Consider the following 20,039-nt stretch of genomic DNA (forward strand, 5'->3'; position numbering starts at 1 on the left):
AGATAAAGGCGTGAATGAACATAGAAAAATAATAATTATTGCGCTGAAATAGCGATCCCAATGGCTTTTTCTCCTAAATGCGTGCCGATAACTGGTCCGAAGTGACCAATCTCAATTTCTGCATTTGGGTATTTCGCTTGTAGCTTCGCTTTTTCTTCTTTCGCTACTTCTAAATTGTTGGCGTGGATTACATAAAATTTAACAGGCAATGCGATTTCTTGCTCCCGTTGACCAATGATATCTTCTGCGCGATTGAATGCTTTTTTACTGGAACGAATGCGCTCGTAAAGCACAATTTTTCCTTGATCAAAGGTCAAGATCGGTTTGATTTTTAATAATCCGCCAATCAAGGCTGCCCCATTGGTTAAGCGACCGCCGCGAACCAAGTTATTCAAGTCGTCCACGATCAAATAGGCATAGGTATTGTCTCTGATAGTGTCCAGATGGGAAATGATCTCTTCGACGGTTTTGCCTTGACTTGATAGATCAAGAGCGGTTTCTACCATGTGACCCATCGGCATACTTGTGATTTTCGAATCGTAAGGAATGATTTGAACACCTTCGATTTCATCGGTGATTCCATACAGCGTTCCGATAAATCCAGAGATCCCGCTTGATAAGTGGATACTAATGATCGTGTCGTAACCGCGATCTTTCAATGACTCATATAAGGCTAACACTTCTCCTAATACCGGTTGAGAAGTGGTTGGGAATTCTTTGCTGTTTTTCAGCAAAGCGTAATACTCATCAGCTTCAATGTCGATACCCTCATTGTAGACTTTTCCATCTAAAATAACAGGAATCGGTATGATAAACAAATCTTCATGGTTTTTGATCCGTTCCGGCAGATAAGCTGTACTGTCAGTAACAACGGCTAATTTCATTCTTTTTCCTCGTTTCAACAAATTTCAAACGTCATTAATAATATAGCATAAATTTACTTACTTTCAAATGGTTTTCAGAACTTTTCATTCTGCTTACTCATTAAGAAAATTCCTGATCGCTTGTTGATTGGTTTCAAGATTGACGACTAACACACTTCCAGCACTCGCACTTGAACCGTATTGCCAAGAGTCAGCGACTGGGACAGTCAAGCTGTCGACTCCTCCCGCCCCTCGAGCAATCGAGAAGGTATTTTTTAATAGGAAAGACATTGGCAGGTTGGTGGAAGCATAGCCTAAGACTTTTCCTGCTGCATAAGGCAATTTTAAAATAGCTAAAGGATTTTTCATTTCGCTAAAGATCGCATCCATTACTTGCTGCTGTCGTCTTACACGACCGAAGTCACCTTCTTCGTCCATCCGAAAGCGTGCGTATTGCAACAGCTCAAGCCCATTCATTTGTTGTTGCCCTTGTTTGATGGCAACTTCAAGATTTTTACTCATATCTTTTTCCGCGTTGATAGCAACACCTGAGGGAAACAGTGTGTCGATCACTTTTTCAAAGGAACGAAAGTCAACTTTTGCATAATAGTTGGTTTCTAGCCCGAAATTCTCCGCTAACGTTTGTCTGACTAAATCAGCACCACCAAAGGCATACGCCGCGTTGATCTTGTTTTCGCCATAACCGGGAATCGTAACTAAAGTATCCCGCATAAAGGAAAGCAGCTTCGGTTGCTTACTGGGACCATCTAATTGCAAAACCATAATAGTGTCTGCGCGTCCAGCTTCTCCTTCACGACTATCACTACCAATGAGCAATATATTACTAGCACCATTAGCAGCGGCCGTACCATTAAAGGTCTCTTCATCAGTCGTAGCAAAAGCAGCGTCACTTCTTGCGACTTGCTGACCGACAAGAAAAGCAATTAATGAATAGGCAAAAAGCACCAATAGTACCCGAACCACAATACGCAGAACTGGGTGCTTCCGCTTTTTCTTTTGTTTGGGTTGCTTGCTCTTCTTAAGCTTTTGCGGTTTTTGTTTGCTTTGTTCCTGACCTTGATGCATCGCAGGTCCCTGAGCAGATAGCGGGGGGATTGCGCTTTTTCGTCCCTCAGTTTTTTTTATTCCTACTTGTGACTGTTTTCGGGAACTTTGAGCCGCACGAGGGTCGCTTGCCCTAGGATGCTCGGTGTTTTGAGACAAAATGTCTCTTACTGGCTCATCAGCAGACGAAGTAGAATCACTCGGTCTGACGCGCTGGTTTCTTCTTTTGGCTTCTCGGCGGGCAAAGATACTTTCTTTGGCTGCCTGACTGGATTCCTTTTCTAGCCGTTCATGCAGTTTTTTATTCTTTTCCATCCTGCTCATTGCTTCTGATCCTCCAACTAAAAAATAGCTCTCTGTCTATAAGGATACCCTAGACCTTATAGAAAGAAAGCTATTTTCTGAAATTTTAACCTTTTTCTAGGAAATTTCTTCATTTTTCTACCTTAGATGCTTTGATGCTCCTTGTCGTGTGCTTACAAATCCTGCTTGCTCATAAAATGATTTCACTTGATTTGCCGACCAAAAGTTTAGTGAGAGATCATCGAAGCCTTTTTCCAGCGCAACGTTTTCAGCAAATGCCAACAATTGTTTCCCAATATGCATCCCTTGGTACCGAGGGTCAACAGCGATCGCTGCAATTTCCAGCCACTTTCGTTCATGCATCATTGCATTTTGTGGCAAACAGACCTCTTGAAGATGCACAAAGCCACAAGGCTGTTCCGCCAACCAAGCGATAAAAAAGTGGTGGCTTGGCTCTTGCAGCTGCTGTGTGATTGCTTGTTCAAATCTTGGCTGATCAAAGGGCTTAAAAATCGTTGGGTACCATTGATGGTGCTGCGTTTGGATCTCTTTATGAAACGTTGCTAAAAGTGTTTCATCTTGGCTAATTTTTATTTTGACTTGAGTCATTTTTTGTCACTTCCTCAACAACATTTACCGAGTACACGCCGAGAAGATGGACGTGTCCACCCAACAACTGAATCTCTTCAAAGGCATTTACAATCAGTTGCCACGGTTTGTCCATCACCAGATCGATCACGAAAAAGTATTCCCCTAAGGTGGTTTTTGACGGTCGCGATTCAATTTTGCTTAAATCAATTTCTCGCCAGCCAAAGGTTGCTAAGATTTTGTGCAAGATTCCCGGGCGATTTGCTGGCAGCGTCACAAAAATCGTTGCTTTCTCGACGGTCTGCTCTGGTAATTGGGTGTTTGCTGCTTTCTTCGTCAAAACCCAAAAACGGGTTTGATTAAAGGCAACATCTTGAATATTGGTTTCTTTGATCGTTAACTGATAAGCCAAAGCGGCTTCTTTGGAAGCAATCGCCGCAACTGCTTCTTCTGGATGTTTTGCTACGTAGGCTGCTGCAGTCGTTGTGGAAGCAACCGCCTCAACAGTAGCTCCAGCAAATCTGGCTTCGATGAAGTCGGCACATTGCGCCAAGGCTTGCGGATGAGAAATTATCTTAGTGATAGGACGGTTGTCTTTTGCTGTTTGCTGAGAAACTAACAATTGATGATTGATCGGTAAAATAATTTCCTGTTCGATGCTCAATTGATTTTGACGAAACAGTGTATCAATAGTGGCATGAACGGACCCTTCTAATGAGTTCTCGATCGGAACGACCGCGCGATCGATCACGCCATTAGCTAGCGCTTGAATACAAAGTGGAATCGATCCATAAGGGATACAGGCATTTTCTGGATACGCTTCTTGCGCAGCTAAATGCGTAAAGGAACTTTTCGGTCCTAAATAACCAATCTTCATTTTATGCACCTGCTTTGATCAAAATTTCCTGTACGATTTCTTCTGGTGTTTTGTTCGTCGTTTCAACGATCAATGAAGCAGTTTCTTCATAAAGAGGAATCCGAGGACGGTAAACGGCCAATATTTCTTCTGGTGATTTTGAGACGACTAAGGGACGAATGCTGCCAGTATCCGCCTTTAAGCGATGGATCAGTTCCTCGGGATCTGTTTTTAAATACACGACGAGCGGCATCTCTTTTAAAAGCTGACGATTTTCTTCTTTTAATACGATGCCCCCACCAGTGGAAATAATTTGTTCCTTTGCCAAAGTTTTAGCTAAAATATCCGTTTCGATTTTGCGAAAGGCTTCCTCACCGTGTTGATCGAAAAAGTCTTGAATGGTCATGCCGATCTCAGCAACGATCAAGTCATCAAAATCCACATGAGACTGTTTCGTTTCTTCAGCCAAAAGACGACCAATCGTGGTTTTTCCAGCACCCATAAAGCCAATTAATATCACTTTTTTCACTCGCTGTTTCCTCCTTTAGCCAAACGTGCGACATCCTCAAAAAAATCAGGATAAGAAACTGCTACGGCTTCGGCTTTTTCTAATTCTACCTCTTCATCTGTCAATAAGGCGGCAATTTGCAGCATCATGCCGATGCGATGGTCCCCCCGACTTGACACACGTCCGCCATGCAAAGGGGTTGGACCGTTGATGATCAACCCGTCCTCGGTGGGAGTGATGTCCGCTCCTAGTTTTGTCAACTCTTCGGCAGTTGCATCAATTCGGTTGGTTTCTTTTACTTTTAGTTCTTCCGCATCTTTGATCACCGTTTTGCCATGCGCCTGCGTGGCTAACAACGCAATGATCGGCAATTCATCGATCAAGCGTGGGATAATATCGCCAGCGATGGTTACTGCCTGCAAGGTTGAACTTTGAACGGTAAGGTCAGCTGATTGATTCTGATCGTCTTGATTAGAAAAAGCAATCGAAGCACCCATCTCCTCTAGCACGTCAAGAATTCCTGTACGAGTGGGGTTGATCCCGACATTTTTTAAAACGATCTCGCTTTCTGGCATAATCGCGCCGGCTGTTAAGAAAAAGGCAGCGGAGGAAATATCACCGGGAACAACTACTTCTTGTCCTTGGAGTGTTTGAGGTCCCGTCACAGTGATCGTTTTGCCTTGTGTTGTGATGACACCACCGAATTGACGGATCATTTCTTCGGTGTGGTTGCGGCTTGTTTCTTTTTCAATGATCGTAGATGTACCTTGTGCTTGTAGTGCCGCAAAAATCAGCGCTGATTTTACTTGAGCACTTGCTACGGGCATCTGATAATTGATGGGATGTAATGAAGCCGTGCCATTGATGGTGATCGGTGGGAACTCCCTCTGTTCATGCCCTCTCACATTGGCACCCATTTCTCTTAATGGCAGCATCACGCGATTCATTGGTCGTCTATTCAATGAGTCATCACCGAATAAGGTAGTTGTAAATGGCTGTCCAGCCAAAATCCCCATCATTAGACGAATCGTTGTGCCAGAATTACCGATATCGATTGGTTCGTCAGCAGGCTTAAGACCATTAAAGCCCTGTCCTTCAATCGTGATCGTCTGACCGTCATCATGGATCGGAACCCCTAATGATTGAAATGCATGAAGGGTGCTATAGCAGTCTTCTCCACGTAAGAAATTTCGGACAGTCGTTGTTCCTTCAGCTAACGCCCCGAACATGATACTGCGATGCGAGATCGATTTGTCAGCAGGGACCGCTATCGTCCCTTTTAAATGTGTTGCTTTTTTTAGTTTCATCCCAGCCTCCTATTTTTTTCGACACGAATAGGTCGTCTTGTTTTGGATCAGCTGCTCTGCTTGCAGCAAATCATTTTGCGTTTTGAATGAAATCTGTAAAACACCAATGATGTCTTCTCGAGTTTCAAGAATTTTTAAGTTGATCAAAGAGAGTTGATGTTCGCTCAATAGCCCCGTCACTTCAGCCACAACACCGGGATGATCCGGTACATCGATGAATAGATCATAGAATGCCGGGATCGCGCCATTTTGATGAACCGGCAATTGATCCCGTGTTTCCTTCGCGGATTCAAAGAACCGAAAGATCGCCCGTTCGTCTTTTTCCTGCAACCAGTGAGCCATGGTCGTCATTTGTTTTTGCCACTCATCGATCAGCTGCAGTAGTTCCTGTCGATTACTCATTAAGATATCGGTCCACATGCGAGGATCTGAAGAAGCGATGCGAGTGATATCGCGAAAACCGCCTGCTGCAAGTTGTTGCGCTCTGGGGTGGGCTTGGTTGAAAGCGTCTGCCTGATTGACTAATCCAGAAGCAATAATATGGGGCAAATGGCTCAACATCCCTGTGATTTGATCATGCTCTTTTGGCGCAAGCGCCACATATTTGGCTCTAGTGCCGCGAAAAAGCTCTTGCAGCTCTTCCATCCGCTGACTTTTCGTCGGTGTGAAGATATAGTAAGCATTCTCGAAAAGGTTCTCATCGGCTGCTGTGATCCCTGATTTATGAGAGCCAGCCATCGGATGGCCCCCAATAAAATCAAAGGAAAAGGACTCGGCGAATTGGGTGATTTCCGCTTTGGTACTGCCGGTGTCTGTTACCAGCACCGAAGGCTTTAATGAAAGTGCCCCCAGTTCGGCAAGATATTTTTTGGTGATCTCTACCGGCAATGCCAACAAAATCACGTCGGCACGGACAGCACCTTCTGAAAATGAAGGGGGCACTTCGTCTACTAAACTTGTTGCTAATGCGATCTCATTGGTTTCCTGACAATCCCAGCCCATCAAATGCATTTGCGGATGTGCCTTTTTGATACATTTTGCTAAGGAAGCGCCGATCAATCCTAGACCGGCGACAAAGATATTTTGGTTCATGAAAAGAATCCTCATTTCTACTGGAATTTTTGCTGGTTCTTTAATCAGTAGGTTAACAAGTATTCTCGATACGCTTGAACAGATGCAGTCAATTCTGCGAATGAATCACTTGGGAACTTTTCTAATAGTTCATTGGCCACCACTGTCGCCACCACACTCTCACAAACAACACTGGCTGCTGGTACAGCGGTGCTATCTGAGCGTTCGACGCTTGCTTTATACGGTTCTTTGCTGTCGATATCCACACTTTGCAACGGCTTGTACAAGGTCGGGATCGGCTTCATAACACCACGAACCACGATTGGTTCACCGTTCGTCATGCCGCCTTCAAACCCGCCAAGGTTGTTGCTGCGACGGGTATAGCCTCGTTGTTCGTCCCATAAAATCTCATCCATGACTTTGGAACCTGGCAAAACACCAGCCTCAAAGCCAACGCCGAACTCAGCACCTTTAAAGGCATTGATGCTGACCACGGCTTGGGCGATTTTCGCATCAAGTTTTTTGTCCCATTGCACGTAACTGCCTAAACCAGCAGGAACGCCGCCAACAAGTACTTCCACTACACCGCCGATCGTATCGCCATTTTTCTTCGTTTGATCGATCAGCTGCTTGATTTCTTCTTCGACTGACGGATCTAACACCCTTACTTCTGAAGCTTCAGAGCGTTCTGCGATTTCTTTGACGGTCAACCCTTCAGGAATTTCCGCTTTGATGCCGCCTAACATTGTTACATGACCCGCCACATCGATGCCAAGCTCCTTTAAAATTTTCTTCGCGATTGCTCCGATGGCTACCCGCATGGTCGTTTCACGAGCAGATGAGCGTTCCAAAACGTTTCGTAAATCTTGATGATGGTATTTCATGCCGCCGACTAAGTCAGCATGACCAGGTCTTGGTCGTGCCACTCGTCGTAGTTTGCGGTCTTTTTCTGGTACCTCTTCGATCGCCATGACCTTGGTCCAGTTTTTCCAATCTTTGTTCTCAACCACTAAAGTCACAGGAGAGCCTAGTGTTTTTCCATGACGGATACCCGAAGTGATACGGACTTGGTCTTTTTCAATCAGCATCCGTCCCCCACGGCCATAGCCGGTTTGTCGTCTCGCTAATTCAAAATTAATGTCTTCTGCTGTTAATGGCAATCCTGCCGGTAAACCTTCGATAATGGCGGTCAACTCTGGTCCATGTGATTCGCCTGCTGTAATATAACGCATGATCCGTTACCTTCCTTTCTTATAATAGGTAGTCTTTGATTTTTTCAGTCGGGATCGTCACGATTTTCGCCTGTCCGATCGCTTCTAATAGAATAATCTTCAATTGTTGCCCACGGGCTTTTTTATCATGAGTGATTGCTTGGTATAATTGCTCTTTATCTATTTCACTTGGTGTGATCGGCAAATGAAACTTCTCAACCATTTCTGTAAGCTGCTGGGTCGTACCTTTTGGTGTTAATCCGATGGCTTCTGCATGACGGGTGATCATGATCATCCCCATTGCAACCCCTTCGCCATGACTGGTGTCAAACGCGGCTGTTCTTTCTAAGCCATGCCCGATCGTATGACCGAAGTTCAGTGTCAGACGACTGCCATGATCAAAAGGATCTTCTTCTACTACTTTTTGTTTTACCTTTAAAGAAGCAGTGATTACTTTCTCAGCATGTGCCAAAAGATCGACTTCATCTTTCAAACCTGCTAACGTTTGCCAAAGCTCAGAATCTGCAATAGCGGCTGACTTGATGATTTCAGCAATGCCTTCTTGGACGCGTTTGAGGGGCAAACTTGTAAGTAAATCTGGATCGATCATTACACCGGCTGGTTGTGCAAATGTCCCGACGAGATTCTTGGCACTGCCAGTATTTACAGCTGTTTTTCCGCCGATACTTGAATCGACCTGTGCCAATAACGTCGTTGGAATCTGCAAGAAATCAATGCTGCGCATATAAGTAGAAGCAACAAATCCTCCAAGATCACCAATCACACCGCCACCAAGGGCAATGATCCCATCGCTTCTGGTCATTCCGAGTTGGGCAAGACCATCATATAAATTAGCTGCTTGCTCTAGTGATTTGCTTTTTTCGCCAGCTGGTACGACTAACAGTGTTGCCTCAAACCCTGCAGCGGTTAAGGAATCGACGATTTGTCCGCCATACAGGGGTGCGACGTTGCTGTCTGTAATGACGGCAATACGCTGTTTGTCCCACAACTGTTGCACCCAGGTTCCGACTTTTTGAAACGCCCCTCGCTTGATGAGGATATCATAGGAATGTTCTTCTAAATGAATGTGTAACATTGATTTTTGCCCCTCTTTTATTGGTTGTCTTGACGCTTAGTCTTGCAACGCTTTGATTTCTTTCATCGCTTTTTCCATGATATGGACTTCTTTCATCATGTTCATGTACGTTTTTTCATTAAGTGATTGAGGACCATCAGACCAAGCATTGGCTGGATCTGGATGGATCTCAACGATCATCCCATCGGCGCCAGCAGCAACACCTGCTCTAGCCATAGGCGGTACGAGATCCCAGATACCTGTTCCATGACTAGGATCAACGATGATTGGGAAGTGGCTCAGTTTTTTGATGATTGGTACCGCACTTAGATCAAAGGTATTACGGGTTGCTGTTTCGTAAGTTCGGATCCCACGTTCAATGAAAATCACTTCACTTTTATCTTGAACGGCGATGTATTCCGCTGCATTCAACCATTCGTCGATCGTGCCAGAGATGCCTCGTTTAAGGCCAATTGGTTTCCCAGTTTTCCCAACGGCAGCTAGCAATTTGAAGTTTTGCATGTTCCGAGCACCAATCTGCAAAATATCACTGTATTCCGCAACCATATCGATATGTCCTTCGTCCATGACTTCTGTGATGACTTTCATGCCCGTTTCATCCGCTGCTTGACGAATGTATTTTAGCCCTTCTTCTTCCAGCCCTTGGAATGCGTATGGCGACGTGCGTGGTTTGAAGGCACCACCACGTAAGATTTGTGCACCACCAGCTTTAGCGATTCGGGCACATTCACGAATTTGGTCTAAGCCTTCAATCGAACATGGACCAGCCATCGTAACAAAGTTGCCGTCACCGATTTTCACGCCATCTACATCCACAACCGTATCTTGCGGATGGAACTCACGAGAGGTCAATTTGTAGGTGTTTGAGATCCGAATGGCATCTTCGACACCCTCGTAGCTGCGAAAAGCAACATCTTGGATGCGGCGGGTATCCCCTTTTAAGCCGATAACGACCTGTTCTTTTCCTTGGTTGACTTGAACATCTAGGCCTTCTTTTTTGATTCTTGTTACAACAACTTCAACTTGTTCTGGCGTAGCGCCTGGTTTCATAATTACGATCATTTTTTCTTCCTACTTTCGTTTTTTTCTGTTTTTTATTTTTTACATGGATTCGATGAGTGCTTTGACTTTTTCAACAGGCATCGCTTTGCCAGTCCAAAGTTCAAATGCGGCTGCACCTTGATAGAGTAGCATGCTTAAGCCGTTTGCAGTTTTGGCGCCGACTGCTTTCGCATCTTTCAAAAGCTGCGTTTCTCTTGGATTATAGATGACATCATAGACAGCTAATGATTCCCGCAGGAGTGTTTTATCTTTCAGAGGACTTACGGTATCATTTGGTTTCATTCCCACGCCCGTGGCATTTACCAATAAGCTGCTTTGATCGATGGCTGTTTTTAAAGCCATCTGATCTTCTAAGTCGGTTAAGGTAATTTCACAAGCTGTTTTTTGTGCAATCTGTGTTAATTTTTCTTGGATGATTGGATAAAACTCATCCTTGCGGTTAAAGACATGGATCGTTTTGACGCCGTCTAGTGCGGCTTGGCTAATGATCGCTGTCGCCGCTCCACCAGCTCCAATCACCGTCATGGTGTCGCCAATGATGGATACTTGAATGTCCTCAAGAGCTCGCATAAAGCCGATGCCGTCTGTATTGTGCCCAATCAAGCGACCTTCTTGATTGACGATCGTATTGATTGCGCCGATCAACTCGGCTGCTGGTGAACATTCATCCATCAGCGCTACAGCCGCCATTTTGTGAGGCATCGATAAATTGACACCTAAGAGGTCCAACTGACGGATGCTTTGGATACTAGCGGCTAAATCATCCGGCTCAACATCAAAGGCCAGATACACGGCGTCGATCCCTTGTTCTTCAAAAGAAAGATTGTGCATCGCTGGAGAGATGCTGTGCTTGGCTGGTTTGGCAAATAGTGCCGCCAACCGTGTGTGTCCGGTTATCATTTGTTTCATCTGGTTCATTCCTTTCAACAAAAAAAGATGTCCACCGTAAATTTAAGAATCTACAGTGAACACCTTCAAACATTACATAACGACAGAGCCGATATGTGAATATAAAAAATAGCCACTATAGATTTTACGATCTACGTGGCTGCGAATTCATTACGAAATGCTCTAGCCATCATAGATACAAACTTAGCGTTTGTACCCATGCCTTCATGAATACAAACCTATCTAAAATAGCTAAAGTAATATTTATTCAGTTGTGTGGGGTTCGTTAGCAATAATTTTTGCATAGTCGTTCGCTCCAAACTGATGTAAGATTGACCTAAGTATAGGTTTAACTTTGAAAGATGTCAATGATTTTTTCTTATTTTTTTCATTTATTTGATTGTTTTTTTTGAAAACACTGTTCTATCAAGGGTTTATAAGTCATCCTCAAAGAACAATAATAGTTCAGGTAAGCTTAATTGCGCTTTTTCCTCTGCTGAAAGATCTTTGACGATCTCCCCTTTTCTGAGAAGGATCAAGCGGTCTCCGTATTTTAATGCATCTTCCATCCGATGGGTGATCATTAGACAGGTCAGGTTTTGTTCTTCCACGCGTTTTGCAGTGATTTGCATCAGCTGTTTGGAGGTCTTTGGATCTAACGCAGCCGTATGTTCATCTAGCAACAACAGTTTTGGAGTTTGGATCGTTGCCATCAATAAACTTAGTGCCTGTCGTTGACCACCAGATAAACTGCCCGTTGGCGTATCCAAATGATTTTCCAACCCGTTGCCGATTTCTTTACAAAGTGCAAAGAACATTTCCCTTTGTCCTTGGAGTTGTCGAAGACCAAGTGACCGTTTTTGCCCTCTTTTTTGGGCTAACAGCAGATTTTCTGCCACTGTCATACGGGGAGCAGTGCCCATTTTCGGATCTTGGAAAACCCGCGCCAAAAAGCGTGCGCGTTTTTCTTCCGAAAGTGTAGTCACATTTTGATCATCGATCATCACTTGCCCACTCGTCAAGGGCATGGTGCCTGAGATGCAGTTGAATAACGTGCTTTTGCCGGCGCCGTTTCCTCCAACGACCGTGACAAATTCTCCTGGCTTTAAAGAAAGATCGATTTTATTCAAGAGTACTTTTTTCTCATTTGGTCCGTTGCCGACAACTTTAAAGGCTTTTTTTAAGGCTAACATTATTCGTCCTCCGTTTCAAAACCAGTGCGTAGATGCAAGGCTTGTTTAAATTGAGGGATCAACAAGCAGATCGTCAAGACGATTGCAGAGAAGATCTTCAAGTAGGTCGTATCAAATCCAGCTTTGATCACAAATAGGATCAATAATTGGTAAATAATGCTGCCGATCACAATAGCGATCAAACGTTCCAGCAAGGTCAGTTCCCCGTATAACACTTCACCAATGATGATTGCCGCCAGTCCGATAACGATCACACCGATACCTTTGCTTATGTCGGCATAGCCGTCATTTTGCGCAATCAATGCGCCTGAGAGTGCGATCACGCCATTGGAGACGATCAATCCAATGATTTTCATTCGATCGGTATTGATCCCCATCGATTTTGCCATATGCTCATTATCACCTGTAGCGATGTAAGCTTGACCCAAATTTGTATGGAAAAAGTAAACCAAGACGCCCCCGATCAACAAGACCATGATCAATCCAATGATCACCGTATCATAATAATTAGGTAAATTCATTCTAGTAAAAAAATCTTGAATTTTCGGTTGGTTTAATAAAGAGAGGTTGGGTGAGCGCATCACAAACAGCATGACCGAGTTCAATGAAGACATCACCAAGATTCCAGCTAAAATCACGGGAATTTTGCCTTTTGTATAAAGAAGTCCTGTCACACAGCCCGCACACATCCCAGCCAATACTCCTAAACAAGTCGCTAAGACGGGCGACACCCCATGGGTGATCGCTGTCACACAGACAGCACCGCCTAACGGAAAGGACCCTTCCGTCGTCATATCCGGGAAATTTAAAATTCGATAGGTCATAAAAATCCCTAATCCCAGGATTCCCCAAAGTAGTCCTTGCCCTATTGCTGAAACAATCATCATTCTTCCTCCATATTCTTACAAGTTTTCTCTTTCAAGACCCTCTCGATGATCGCAGGTGGTCGCTGTTCTTGGTTGTTACTCGTCACTTGCTTCGCTTTCTGGCGTGGTTGTAATCAGTTTCGCCTCGTCTTTGAGGTTTTCTGGGATAGTGATGCCCAATAACTGCGCCTGAGTTTCATTGATGATCGTTTCGCCATCGCTGAATGTATAGATCGGTGTTGTCGCAGGTTCTGCTGTCCCATCAAGAATTGCTGCCACCATCTTCCCAGTTTCCACGCCTATCGTAAATTGATCTTGTCCGACCGTTGCCAAACCGCCTTGTTCCACCATCGTGTCTACGGAAGTAATGATTGGTGTTTTTGATTTATTGGCTTCTTGAACTACGGTCTGCATAGCATTTGCGATCGTATTGTCCAACGGAATATAGATAAAATCGACTTCCCGTGCCATCACTTGCACCATTTGCGCAATTTCATTACTTGAAGGAACGGCATACGATTTGCTGGTCAAGCCATTTTCTTCGGCAGCAGCTTCTGCTTCTGCCACTTGGTATTTCGAATTGTCTTCGGTCGAAGAATACAAAATACCGACTGTTTTTGCCTCTGGCAGCAAATCTTTTGCTAGTTTGATTTGTGCAGCAACTGGTGCTTTATCGGAAACACCAGTGATATTGCCGCCGGGTTGATCCATATCTGCCACCAGATTTGCCCCAACTGGATCAGTGACCGCTCCTAAAACGATCGGTACATCCTGAGTGACATTCGCCAACGCTTGTGCTGCGGGTGTTGCTACCCCAACCAAAACGTCGGCTTCTTTATTTAGCAGCTGCTGACTCATCGTTGCCAATTTGCTTTGATCCGCTTGACCGTTCTGGAATTCGATCGTCAAGTTGTCCCCTTCGGTATAGCCTGATTCTTTAAGGCCTTCTTTGATCCCCTCGGTGATCGCATCCAGTGCTTCATGACTGACAAATTGTAGGATCCCGACTGTTTTTTCAGCTTTTTCTACTGGTTCCGAAGTCTCACTAGCTTGATTGGTCCCACTTCTCATTCCTAACTGATAGACAAATGTCGCTCCTAAAAATAATAAAATAACGGCAACCGATGCAATTAATCCCTTGTTTTTCATTTTTCATTCTCCTTTTTCTGCTTACGTTTTTCGTGTTTTTCATTTTATGGTTTTTGAGAACAAAAAAAGCAACTGCCTATGTGACGGCAATTGCAAGTAAGCAAAAGCCGCATAGAAGCTTGTCCTATGCGGCGATAAATTCAACTACCAGCATAGATACAGCACTTTAGAAGGTTCTCTAAAAAGTTGTATCTATGGAATGAGGTCCCATCAATACAACTATCTACGCCAGTTTTGCCATGATTTCACTTGCAATGGAATAAATAGTTTCATGATTGTTCCTCCTTCTCAACTTGTTTTCTTTCTTGATTGAATTCAGTTTAGCTTATTGATAAAAAAACGTCAACAATTTTCTGTCAAATTGTCAGATTTTTTTATCGATCATTGGCAGAAGAACGAATCGTCCACATCGGTAAACGATTCAATTCTGGGATGAATTCCGTCGTTGGCTGCTCAAATGAATCAAAGGTAAAGCGATTTTTCTCAACCCCTTCTTCATAAAAAACAAACGTCACTTTATCAGGATCAACGCTGTATTCATTGGAGAAAAAAGCCGCATCATAGACGATTGGATAATAAAAAAATGTCCGATTCAGCTCATCTTCTTGCGCTTGGATCAGATCAAATACTTGATCGAGTTGAGGTCCGTTGGGCTTACTAAACATCACCGAGATCGCTCGTGTTTCACGAATCGTCTTGTCTGCAGTCAGATAAGGCAATGGCTGTACTTTTTCTGACGGCAGCTTGTCAAAAGCGATCCGATCCACTAAAGAAGCATTGATACGATTTTGAGAAAAGACGATCAAACCTGCGAAGACCAGTGCGAAAAGAATTCCCCCGATCAGCGTGAAAATCGTTTTTTTCTGATCTCGATAAAGATCATCTAAAAAAGCTTGCCAGCTTTCAACTATTTTTTCTTTCGTGTAATGAACAAAGTTCCTAACTTGTTCCATAATTTGCCCACCTTTTTTAAAAATCCTACTATTAATTCATACTATCAATTCCCTTCTAGAACGTCAAGAAACTTCACATTTCTTCGATAATTCGGTAAGATAAAAGAAAACGGTAAAGGAGTCATTATGCATAATCTAGCTGATTCATTGATGTCTGGAGCCAATCCAATCTTCGATTTCATCGTTGTCTGTTTGAACTTTCTCTCCATTTTTGTCATCGTTTGGGGTGTATTGATCGCAGGCATTGACTTTGTGCGCTACGAATTAACAGAAAAGGATCGATTGGTGGCAGCCAGAGAGAATAATTTTATCCGCAATTATTTAGGGAGTTATGTTTTATTAGGTCTGGAGATCTTGATTGCAGCAGATATTATTGAGACGATCATCCACCCTACTTTCGAAGACATCGTACGACTAGCTGCCGTCGTTATTATTCGGACAGTCATCTCTTATTTCTTGAATAAGGAAATCGAGCGTGCACTGCAAACCACCGATCACCAACCTACCAAGAAAAAGGAAAGCTAGCTGCCATGGCTTTTCTTTGGATTCTTCGGTATAATAGATAGGAATATTTGACATTGGAAGGATCAATCCCTCAGTCAAACTATCCTTAAAAGAAAAGAGGGAAACAATATGTCTTTTGATGGTGTCTTTACCCATTTAATGGTCCAAGAATTACAAAATCAATTAACCAGTGGACGTGTAAACAAAATTCATCAACCTTATGAAAATGAGGTCGTATTTGTGATTCGTTCCCAAGGGGAAAATCACAAACTTTTGCTATCCGCACACCCCACCTATGCTCGTGTACAATGCACAACGATCGCCTATAGCAATCCAGAAACCCCACCGAATTTCTTGATGATGCTACGGAAATATTTAGAAGGGGCGATCTTAGAATCAATCGAACAAATCGACAATGACCGTGTGATCCATTTTCATTTCACGCGACGAGATGAATTAGGTGATTTGCAAGCCCTCGTCTTGATCGTCGAACTAATGGGCCGTCACAGTACGATTTTATTAATGAATAAGACGAGCGGAAAAATCGTCGATACGATCAAACACATTGGTCATTCACAAAATACGTATCGTACCTTATTGCCAGGTGCTGTCTATGTTGCACCACCAAAGCAATCGACGCTTAATCCTTTCACAGCCTCTCGCACCAAAATTTTTGAAGAATTATCTACTCTTGATCCATTGACGGCAAAAGAACTTCAACAACGATTCCAAGGCTTAGGCCGCGATACAGCAGAAGAATTGATCGCTCGAATCAATGCCAATCCCAATGAAAAACTGCGTCAGTGGGAAGCTTTCTTTACAGAGCTTACCCAGGAGCTAGTACCAAGTTATCTCCAGTCAGAGAAAAAGGAATATTTTACACCAATTCCCTATCCATCATTGATCGATGCGACCACCACTGTCACCCATTATCAGAGTCTGAGTGAGCTTTTAGATGCGTTTTATCACGACAAGGCGGAAAGAGATCGGGTCAAACAACAAGGTGGCGAATTACTGAAAAAAATTGAGAATGAACTGAAACGGAACCAGTTGAAGTTAAAGAAACGCCAACAAACGTTGATTGATTCAGAAAACGCCGAAGAATTCCGTCAAAAAGGTGAGCTTTTGACGACCTTTATGAATCAAGTCCCCCGTGGTGCTGCTTCAGTTGATTTGGAAAATTATTATGATGAGAATCGGCTTTTGACGATCAAACTCGATCCTGCTCTTTCTCCCAATCAAAATGCTCAGAAATATTTTCAACGTTACCAGAAATTAAAAAATGCAGTCAAACTGATCCATCAGCAGATTGCCGAAACGAAAGAAGAAATCGCGTATCTCGAATCCGTGTTAGCCCAATTAGAAATCGCCTCTCCCATGGATCTGGCGGTTATTCGGGAAGAACTGATCGCACAAGGCTATGTCAAAAATCGGGCGAAACAGCGTAAAAAAGCTGCTCCTTCGCAACCAGAACGATTTCTTTCTTCAGACGGAACTGAAATTTTCGTCGGAAAAAACAATTTACAAAATGACCAACTGACCTTAAAAACAGCTCGTAAGAGTGATATCTGGCTGCATACCAAAAATATTCCTGGCTCTCATGTCATCATTCGTTCGGATGATCCTAGTGAGACAACCTTAATGGAAGCTGCAGAGCTTGCCGCATATTTCTCAAAATATCGTCAATCTGCCCAAGTACCAGTGGACTACGTGCAAGTCAAACATATTCGGAAACCAAATGGTGCCAAGCCTGGATTCGTCATTTATGAGAATCAAAAAACACTTTTTGTGACACCTGATGAGGGAATTTTGAGATTAAAACAGTCCTAGCTGTTTCTAAGTTTATTCGGATCAAAAATCATAAAGTAATCAATCAAAAAACCGATCACAAGCGCGTGCCTCTTCGCAGCGCTTGTGATCGGTTTTTATGCTTTTTCGTTCTATCTACTGCTCTTTCAGTAACAATTTTGCTTAGCTTGTATCACAAAAGGCAAGCCTTCTCAGAATTCAGCCATCAACATATCTGCTAGATCCGCTAGAATGGCAATTGAACATCACCTGCGGCTAATAGGCTCTGCTGGCTAATAAATCCCGCCATCCTCCATAGTGACTTTCTTCTCAAAATCAAAATGATACAGCTTTTCCCAGTGATTGATATTCAACGTTCCTTTGGTCAAACGGATCGCTAGAAAACAACAGCCTTTATCATCCTCATTGTTAACTTCGTCGTACCAGACAAAGGCTTTGCGAATTTTGCTTCTTAATTCTGCATTTTTAGGGTCTAGCACCCACCCTAAATTCTCTCCTTGACCGATCGCAGTAAACCATTCACCACTGACAGCAATCGCAACTGCTGAATTCTTACTGATTTGCTTCATTTTGTTTGATTGCTCATGAGTTGACACGTAAAAAACGCCGTCTTCATAAAAAGCATCTACTTCTCGGACGACTGGCTGTGTTTCTCCCTTGTCATTCTCGTTACAAGCAGTCGTGGCAAGGGCGATTACATTGTCTTTAAAATGTCCGAATTTTTCTTCAAGCAGTTTTACTCCTTCTTCAAACTGAGTCATTGTACTGTTCCTCCTTACATCTCACTTCTTTTTTTAAAAGGAATCCATAATTCAACATGAACGACATGATTTTCTCTTTCTTGATAAAGCTCAGGGAAAAAATCCTCAGCAATCCACCCCTTCTTCTTTAACCAGAAACGGGTATAGCGCATCGCCTTCCCCATATTGATGATCAGTTGCTCTGAAATCGTATCAAAACTGCAAACAACGTAATCCCGAGCCGGTAGCGTCCATTCACTGAAGGTCGATCCCTGTGAGTCATCACCTACTTGGCCAACAAAGTAACTCGAATAGCCTTCTGGAGCATCTCCTGGAAACGAAACACCGATCTGGTAGTTGGCTTTTCCCGGTTGATTGGCAATCTTTTGAAGAAATTCATGCCAAATTTCTTCAATCGGGTCGATCCCTGTTCGTTGCCCTAGCATTTTCCCATAGTTGAATGGGTAGTAACCGAGGACACCATAGAAGACCAGCGGATGCGGATTGCTTTTTTTCTGGATTTCTAAAACAACCCCTTCACTGATCAATGGGATACCCTCTTCCGTCACAATATAGCCTAATGAAAGATCTGGCTTATCAAAGTTTTGTAAGCCAATGGGCTTTTTCTGATAAAGCGAGGGTGAAATTCTATAGACCGTTTTAAACGTTCTTGAAAAAACGGCATGACTGCTAAAGCCGACTTCAAAAGCGACATCAATGACTCGCTTCTTTTGGTTTTTCAATAAAAGCGCACCTCTTGCCAAACGACGCAGTTTTATATATTCCCTAACAGAAATTTTAACCAAACGAGTGAATAAGCGCTGATAATAAAAAACGGACAATGATGCAACTTGCGCCAACGTTTCGATCTCTAATGGCTCGGTAAGATTGTATTCAATATAATCGATTGATTTTTGGATTGCCTCCCATGCATGCATATGAATTTCCTTTCTTTTACTATAAAATAATTCGCTAAAAAAGCTTTACCGTGTCTGCTCTTTTTCAATTGATTTAATTGTGTTTTATTTCACAATAAAACGAATGCTTAGAACCTGCTTATTAATTAGTTTAGCATAGCCTTTGTGCTCGATGGCTATGAAAATAAAAAAAGACGAGAATTTTCGTCTTTTTTTCCGTTCGTTTTAAACTATTGTATTGCTTGAAGGTTCCCACTACGTCGGGTTTTATAGGATAATCAGAAGAGAAGTCCGAAAAAATACGTAAAAGGAACCATTTTTATAAATCAATAGAAATAAATAGGCCGATCTTTGCGGTCTTGTAATGGGCGATTATTATTTTCTAATACTTCTTCGCGGAATTCTAAAATGAAGCGACGGCTCATCTCCCCAATCCAGTCAAAGACAAACCAGTTGATTGGCCCTTTCGTTGGTGGGGTCGTCAAGGAACCAACATAATGAAAATGGTGGGTGCGTTCTGGCAAGAACATGCTCGGATCAAACCATTGGGTGTGGTTCTCAAAGTCCCAGATGCTGTCGTCTTGCTGATTGCAGATCCAGTTGAGTTTATCCGTCAGTTTGAATAAGATACCCACCACCAAGTTTTCTCCGTCATCATTCATATGAACGAGGTGAAACTCTAACTCTTGCTGCTCGTCATCGATAATGTGTTCAGACGGCATGTGAAAATGAATATCCGTCAAATAGTAGTTGATCCCTTTAAATGTGACATAGCTTTCTTTGTTATAAGGAACGAAGTGAATCGTATTTTTGAATTCTTTTTCCGTGAACCGCTCTCGTTTATAGTGAAAAGCCAAGTCCTGATCGATGGGTTCTTCGGTCTCATCGTGGACTAAAGCGATTGGGGATTGGTAAGGAAATTCGGCACCTTGTGCATACCAGTCGCACAAAGTGTGCCAATGTTCAGGTCCATTGTCTCCGGAATAACTCCAGGGAACGTCCATATTTCTTTTCAAAAAAAACAGCCTCCTAATTCAAGTTGACAGCAAGGTATAGCCCTTCCTATCAAAAAACTTTCTCCCAATGCTAT

At 43.2% G+C, this 20,039-nt stretch carries 20 protein-coding genes; 2 read left to right on the top strand and 18 right to left on the bottom strand.

Annotated features, from left to right (window positions below):
* Positions 1 to 35: 35 nt before the first annotated feature.
* From ECA1_RS05705 to ECA1_RS05775, 15 genes are all read right to left on the bottom strand, one after another.
* Positions 36 to 884: a DegV family protein gene (locus ECA1_RS05705; RefSeq protein ID WP_005235946.1), complete on the bottom strand. Its 849-nt coding sequence runs from the start codon at positions 882 to 884 to the stop codon at positions 36 to 38.
* Positions 885 to 977: 93 nt separating this feature from the next.
* Positions 978 to 2,252: an LCP family protein gene (locus tag ECA1_RS05710; RefSeq protein WP_060791931.1), complete on the bottom strand. Its 1,275-nt coding sequence runs from the start codon at positions 2,250 to 2,252 to the stop codon at positions 978 to 980.
* Between the two features lie 117 nt (positions 2,253 to 2,369).
* Positions 2,370 to 2,840 (bottom strand): GNAT family N-acetyltransferase, encoded by a 471-nt coding sequence (locus ECA1_RS05715; protein ID WP_010748355.1) that lies wholly within the window; start codon positions 2,838 to 2,840, stop codon positions 2,370 to 2,372.
* A complete protein-coding gene (gene pheA / locus ECA1_RS05720; protein ID WP_060791932.1) occupies positions 2,815 to 3,696 on the bottom strand; it encodes a prephenate dehydratase in 882 nt (293 codons plus the stop codon). Before pheA ends, ECA1_RS05715 begins: the two co-directional genes overlap by 26 nt.
* 1 nt (position 3,697) lies before the next feature.
* Positions 3,698 to 4,204 (bottom strand): shikimate kinase, encoded by a 507-nt coding sequence (locus ECA1_RS05725; protein ID WP_005226095.1) that lies wholly within the window; start codon positions 4,202 to 4,204, stop codon positions 3,698 to 3,700.
* A complete protein-coding gene (gene aroA, locus ECA1_RS05730) occupies positions 4,201 to 5,490 on the bottom strand; it encodes a 3-phosphoshikimate 1-carboxyvinyltransferase (protein WP_060791933.1) in 1,290 nt (429 codons plus the stop codon). Before aroA ends, ECA1_RS05725 begins: the two co-directional genes overlap by 4 nt.
* 9 nt (positions 5,491 to 5,499) lie before the next feature.
* Positions 5,500 to 6,582, bottom strand: a complete 1,083-nt coding sequence (locus tag ECA1_RS05735; protein WP_060791934.1) for a prephenate dehydrogenase — start codon at positions 6,580 to 6,582, stop codon at positions 5,500 to 5,502.
* Between the two features lie 44 nt (positions 6,583 to 6,626).
* Positions 6,627 to 7,793, bottom strand: coding sequence for a chorismate synthase (gene aroC / locus ECA1_RS05740; RefSeq protein WP_005226098.1), 1,167 nt, complete (start codon positions 7,791 to 7,793; stop codon positions 6,627 to 6,629).
* Between the two features lie 19 nt (positions 7,794 to 7,812).
* Entirely contained in the window at positions 7,813 to 8,868 is a 1,056-nt protein-coding gene (gene aroB, locus ECA1_RS05745) for a 3-dehydroquinate synthase (protein ID WP_060791935.1), read from the bottom strand.
* A gap of 36 nt (positions 8,869 to 8,904) precedes the next feature.
* Positions 8,905 to 9,930, bottom strand: a complete 1,026-nt coding sequence (gene aroF, locus ECA1_RS05750; RefSeq protein WP_005226100.1) for a 3-deoxy-7-phosphoheptulonate synthase — start codon at positions 9,928 to 9,930, stop codon at positions 8,905 to 8,907.
* A 39-nt stretch (positions 9,931 to 9,969) separates the two neighbouring features.
* Positions 9,970 to 10,839, bottom strand: coding sequence for a shikimate dehydrogenase (locus ECA1_RS05755; protein WP_015509715.1), 870 nt, complete (start codon positions 10,837 to 10,839; stop codon positions 9,970 to 9,972).
* 413 nt (positions 10,840 to 11,252) lie between these two features.
* Complete coding sequence (locus tag ECA1_RS05760) at positions 11,253 to 12,011, bottom strand: ABC transporter ATP-binding protein (RefSeq protein ID WP_005226102.1); 759 nt, start codon at positions 12,009 to 12,011, stop codon at positions 11,253 to 11,255.
* Complete coding sequence (locus ECA1_RS05765) at positions 12,011 to 12,895, bottom strand: ABC transporter permease (protein ID WP_060791936.1); 885 nt, start codon at positions 12,893 to 12,895, stop codon at positions 12,011 to 12,013. Before ECA1_RS05765 ends, ECA1_RS05760 begins: the two co-directional genes overlap by 1 nt.
* Before the next feature lie 78 nt (positions 12,896 to 12,973).
* Complete coding sequence (trpX, locus tag ECA1_RS05770; RefSeq protein ID WP_060791937.1) at positions 12,974 to 14,026, bottom strand: tryptophan ABC transporter substrate-binding protein; 1,053 nt, start codon at positions 14,024 to 14,026, stop codon at positions 12,974 to 12,976.
* A 374-nt stretch (positions 14,027 to 14,400) separates the two neighbouring features.
* Complete coding sequence (locus ECA1_RS05775; RefSeq protein WP_010748364.1) at positions 14,401 to 14,979, bottom strand: hypothetical protein; 579 nt, start codon at positions 14,977 to 14,979, stop codon at positions 14,401 to 14,403.
* Between the two features lie 126 nt (positions 14,980 to 15,105).
* On the opposite strand from ECA1_RS05775, the gene ECA1_RS05780 reads away from it, so the two are divergent.
* Positions 15,106 to 15,504 carry a DUF1622 domain-containing protein gene (locus tag ECA1_RS05780; protein ID WP_010748365.1) on the top strand — a complete coding sequence of 133 codons (399 nt, stop codon included), beginning with the start codon at positions 15,106 to 15,108 and terminating at the stop codon, positions 15,502 to 15,504.
* A 108-nt stretch (positions 15,505 to 15,612) separates the two neighbouring features.
* Positions 15,613 to 17,313 carry a fibronectin-binding protein EfbA gene (efbA, locus tag ECA1_RS05785; RefSeq protein ID WP_060791938.1) on the top strand — a complete coding sequence of 567 codons (1,701 nt, stop codon included), beginning with the start codon at positions 15,613 to 15,615 and terminating at the stop codon, positions 17,311 to 17,313.
* 251 nt (positions 17,314 to 17,564) lie between these two features.
* Here the strand turns inward: efbA and ECA1_RS05790 are convergent, their stop codons facing one another.
* The 3 genes from ECA1_RS05790 to ECA1_RS05800 form a co-directional block, all read right to left on the bottom strand.
* Entirely contained in the window at positions 17,565 to 18,053 is a 489-nt protein-coding gene (locus tag ECA1_RS05790; RefSeq protein ID WP_060791939.1) for a pyridoxamine 5'-phosphate oxidase family protein, read from the bottom strand.
* Positions 18,054 to 18,067: 14 nt separating this feature from the next.
* On the bottom strand, positions 18,068 to 18,970 hold the full coding sequence (locus tag ECA1_RS05795) for an AraC family transcriptional regulator (protein WP_060791940.1): 903 nt from the start codon (positions 18,968 to 18,970) through the stop codon (positions 18,068 to 18,070).
* A gap of 305 nt (positions 18,971 to 19,275) precedes the next feature.
* Positions 19,276 to 19,953, bottom strand: a complete 678-nt coding sequence (locus ECA1_RS05800) for a carbonic anhydrase family protein (protein ID WP_017144366.1) — start codon at positions 19,951 to 19,953, stop codon at positions 19,276 to 19,278.
* Positions 19,954 to 20,039 lie beyond the last annotated feature (86 nt).

Origin of the sequence: Enterococcus casseliflavus NBRC 100478 (assembly GCF_001544095.1) — a bacterium.
Lineage (GTDB): Bacteria > Bacillota > Bacilli > Lactobacillales > Enterococcaceae > Enterococcus_D > Enterococcus_D casseliflavus.

Excerpts from the sequence above, each read along its gene's own strand:
- ECA1_RS05705 (WP_005235946.1), bottom strand. The coding sequence starts at position 884 with ATGAAATTAGCCGTTGTTACTGACAGTACAGCTTATCTGCCGGAACGG.
- ECA1_RS05710 (WP_060791931.1), bottom strand. The coding sequence starts at position 2,252 with ATGAGCAGGATGGAAAAGAATAAAAAACTGCATGAACGGCTAGAAAAG.
- ECA1_RS05715 (WP_010748355.1), bottom strand. The coding sequence starts at position 2,840 with ATGACTCAAGTCAAAATAAAAATTAGCCAAGATGAAACACTTTTAGCA.
- pheA (WP_060791932.1), bottom strand. The coding sequence starts at position 3,696 with ATGAAGATTGGTTATTTAGGACCGAAAAGTTCCTTTACGCATTTAGCT.
- aroA (WP_060791933.1), bottom strand. The coding sequence starts at position 5,490 with ATGAAACTAAAAAAAGCAACACATTTAAAAGGGACGATAGCGGTCCCT.
- ECA1_RS05735 (WP_060791934.1), bottom strand. The coding sequence starts at position 6,582 with ATGAACCAAAATATCTTTGTCGCCGGTCTAGGATTGATCGGCGCTTCC.
- aroC (WP_005226098.1), bottom strand. The coding sequence starts at position 7,793 with ATGCGTTATATTACAGCAGGCGAATCACATGGACCAGAGTTGACCGCC.
- aroB (WP_060791935.1), bottom strand. The coding sequence starts at position 8,868 with ATGTTACACATTCATTTAGAAGAACATTCCTATGATATCCTCATCAAG.
- aroF (WP_005226100.1), bottom strand. The coding sequence starts at position 9,930 with ATGATCGTAATTATGAAACCAGGCGCTACGCCAGAACAAGTTGAAGTT.
- ECA1_RS05755 (WP_015509715.1), bottom strand. The coding sequence starts at position 10,839 with ATGAAACAAATGATAACCGGACACACACGGTTGGCGGCACTATTTGCC.
- ECA1_RS05760 (WP_005226102.1), bottom strand. The coding sequence starts at position 12,011 with ATGTTAGCCTTAAAAAAAGCCTTTAAAGTTGTCGGCAACGGACCAAAT.
- ECA1_RS05765 (WP_060791936.1), bottom strand. The coding sequence starts at position 12,895 with ATGATTGTTTCAGCAATAGGGCAAGGACTACTTTGGGGAATCCTGGGA.
- trpX (WP_060791937.1), bottom strand. The coding sequence starts at position 14,026 with ATGAAAAACAAGGGATTAATTGCATCGGTTGCCGTTATTTTATTATTT.
- ECA1_RS05775 (WP_010748364.1), bottom strand. The coding sequence starts at position 14,979 with ATGGAACAAGTTAGGAACTTTGTTCATTACACGAAAGAAAAAATAGTT.
- ECA1_RS05780 (WP_010748365.1), top strand. The coding sequence starts at position 15,106 with ATGCATAATCTAGCTGATTCATTGATGTCTGGAGCCAATCCAATCTTC.
- efbA (WP_060791938.1), top strand. The coding sequence starts at position 15,613 with ATGTCTTTTGATGGTGTCTTTACCCATTTAATGGTCCAAGAATTACAA.
- ECA1_RS05790 (WP_060791939.1), bottom strand. The coding sequence starts at position 18,053 with ATGACTCAGTTTGAAGAAGGAGTAAAACTGCTTGAAGAAAAATTCGGA.
- ECA1_RS05795 (WP_060791940.1), bottom strand. The coding sequence starts at position 18,970 with ATGCATGCATGGGAGGCAATCCAAAAATCAATCGATTATATTGAATAC.
- ECA1_RS05800 (WP_017144366.1), bottom strand. The coding sequence starts at position 19,953 with ATGGACGTTCCCTGGAGTTATTCCGGAGACAATGGACCTGAACATTGG.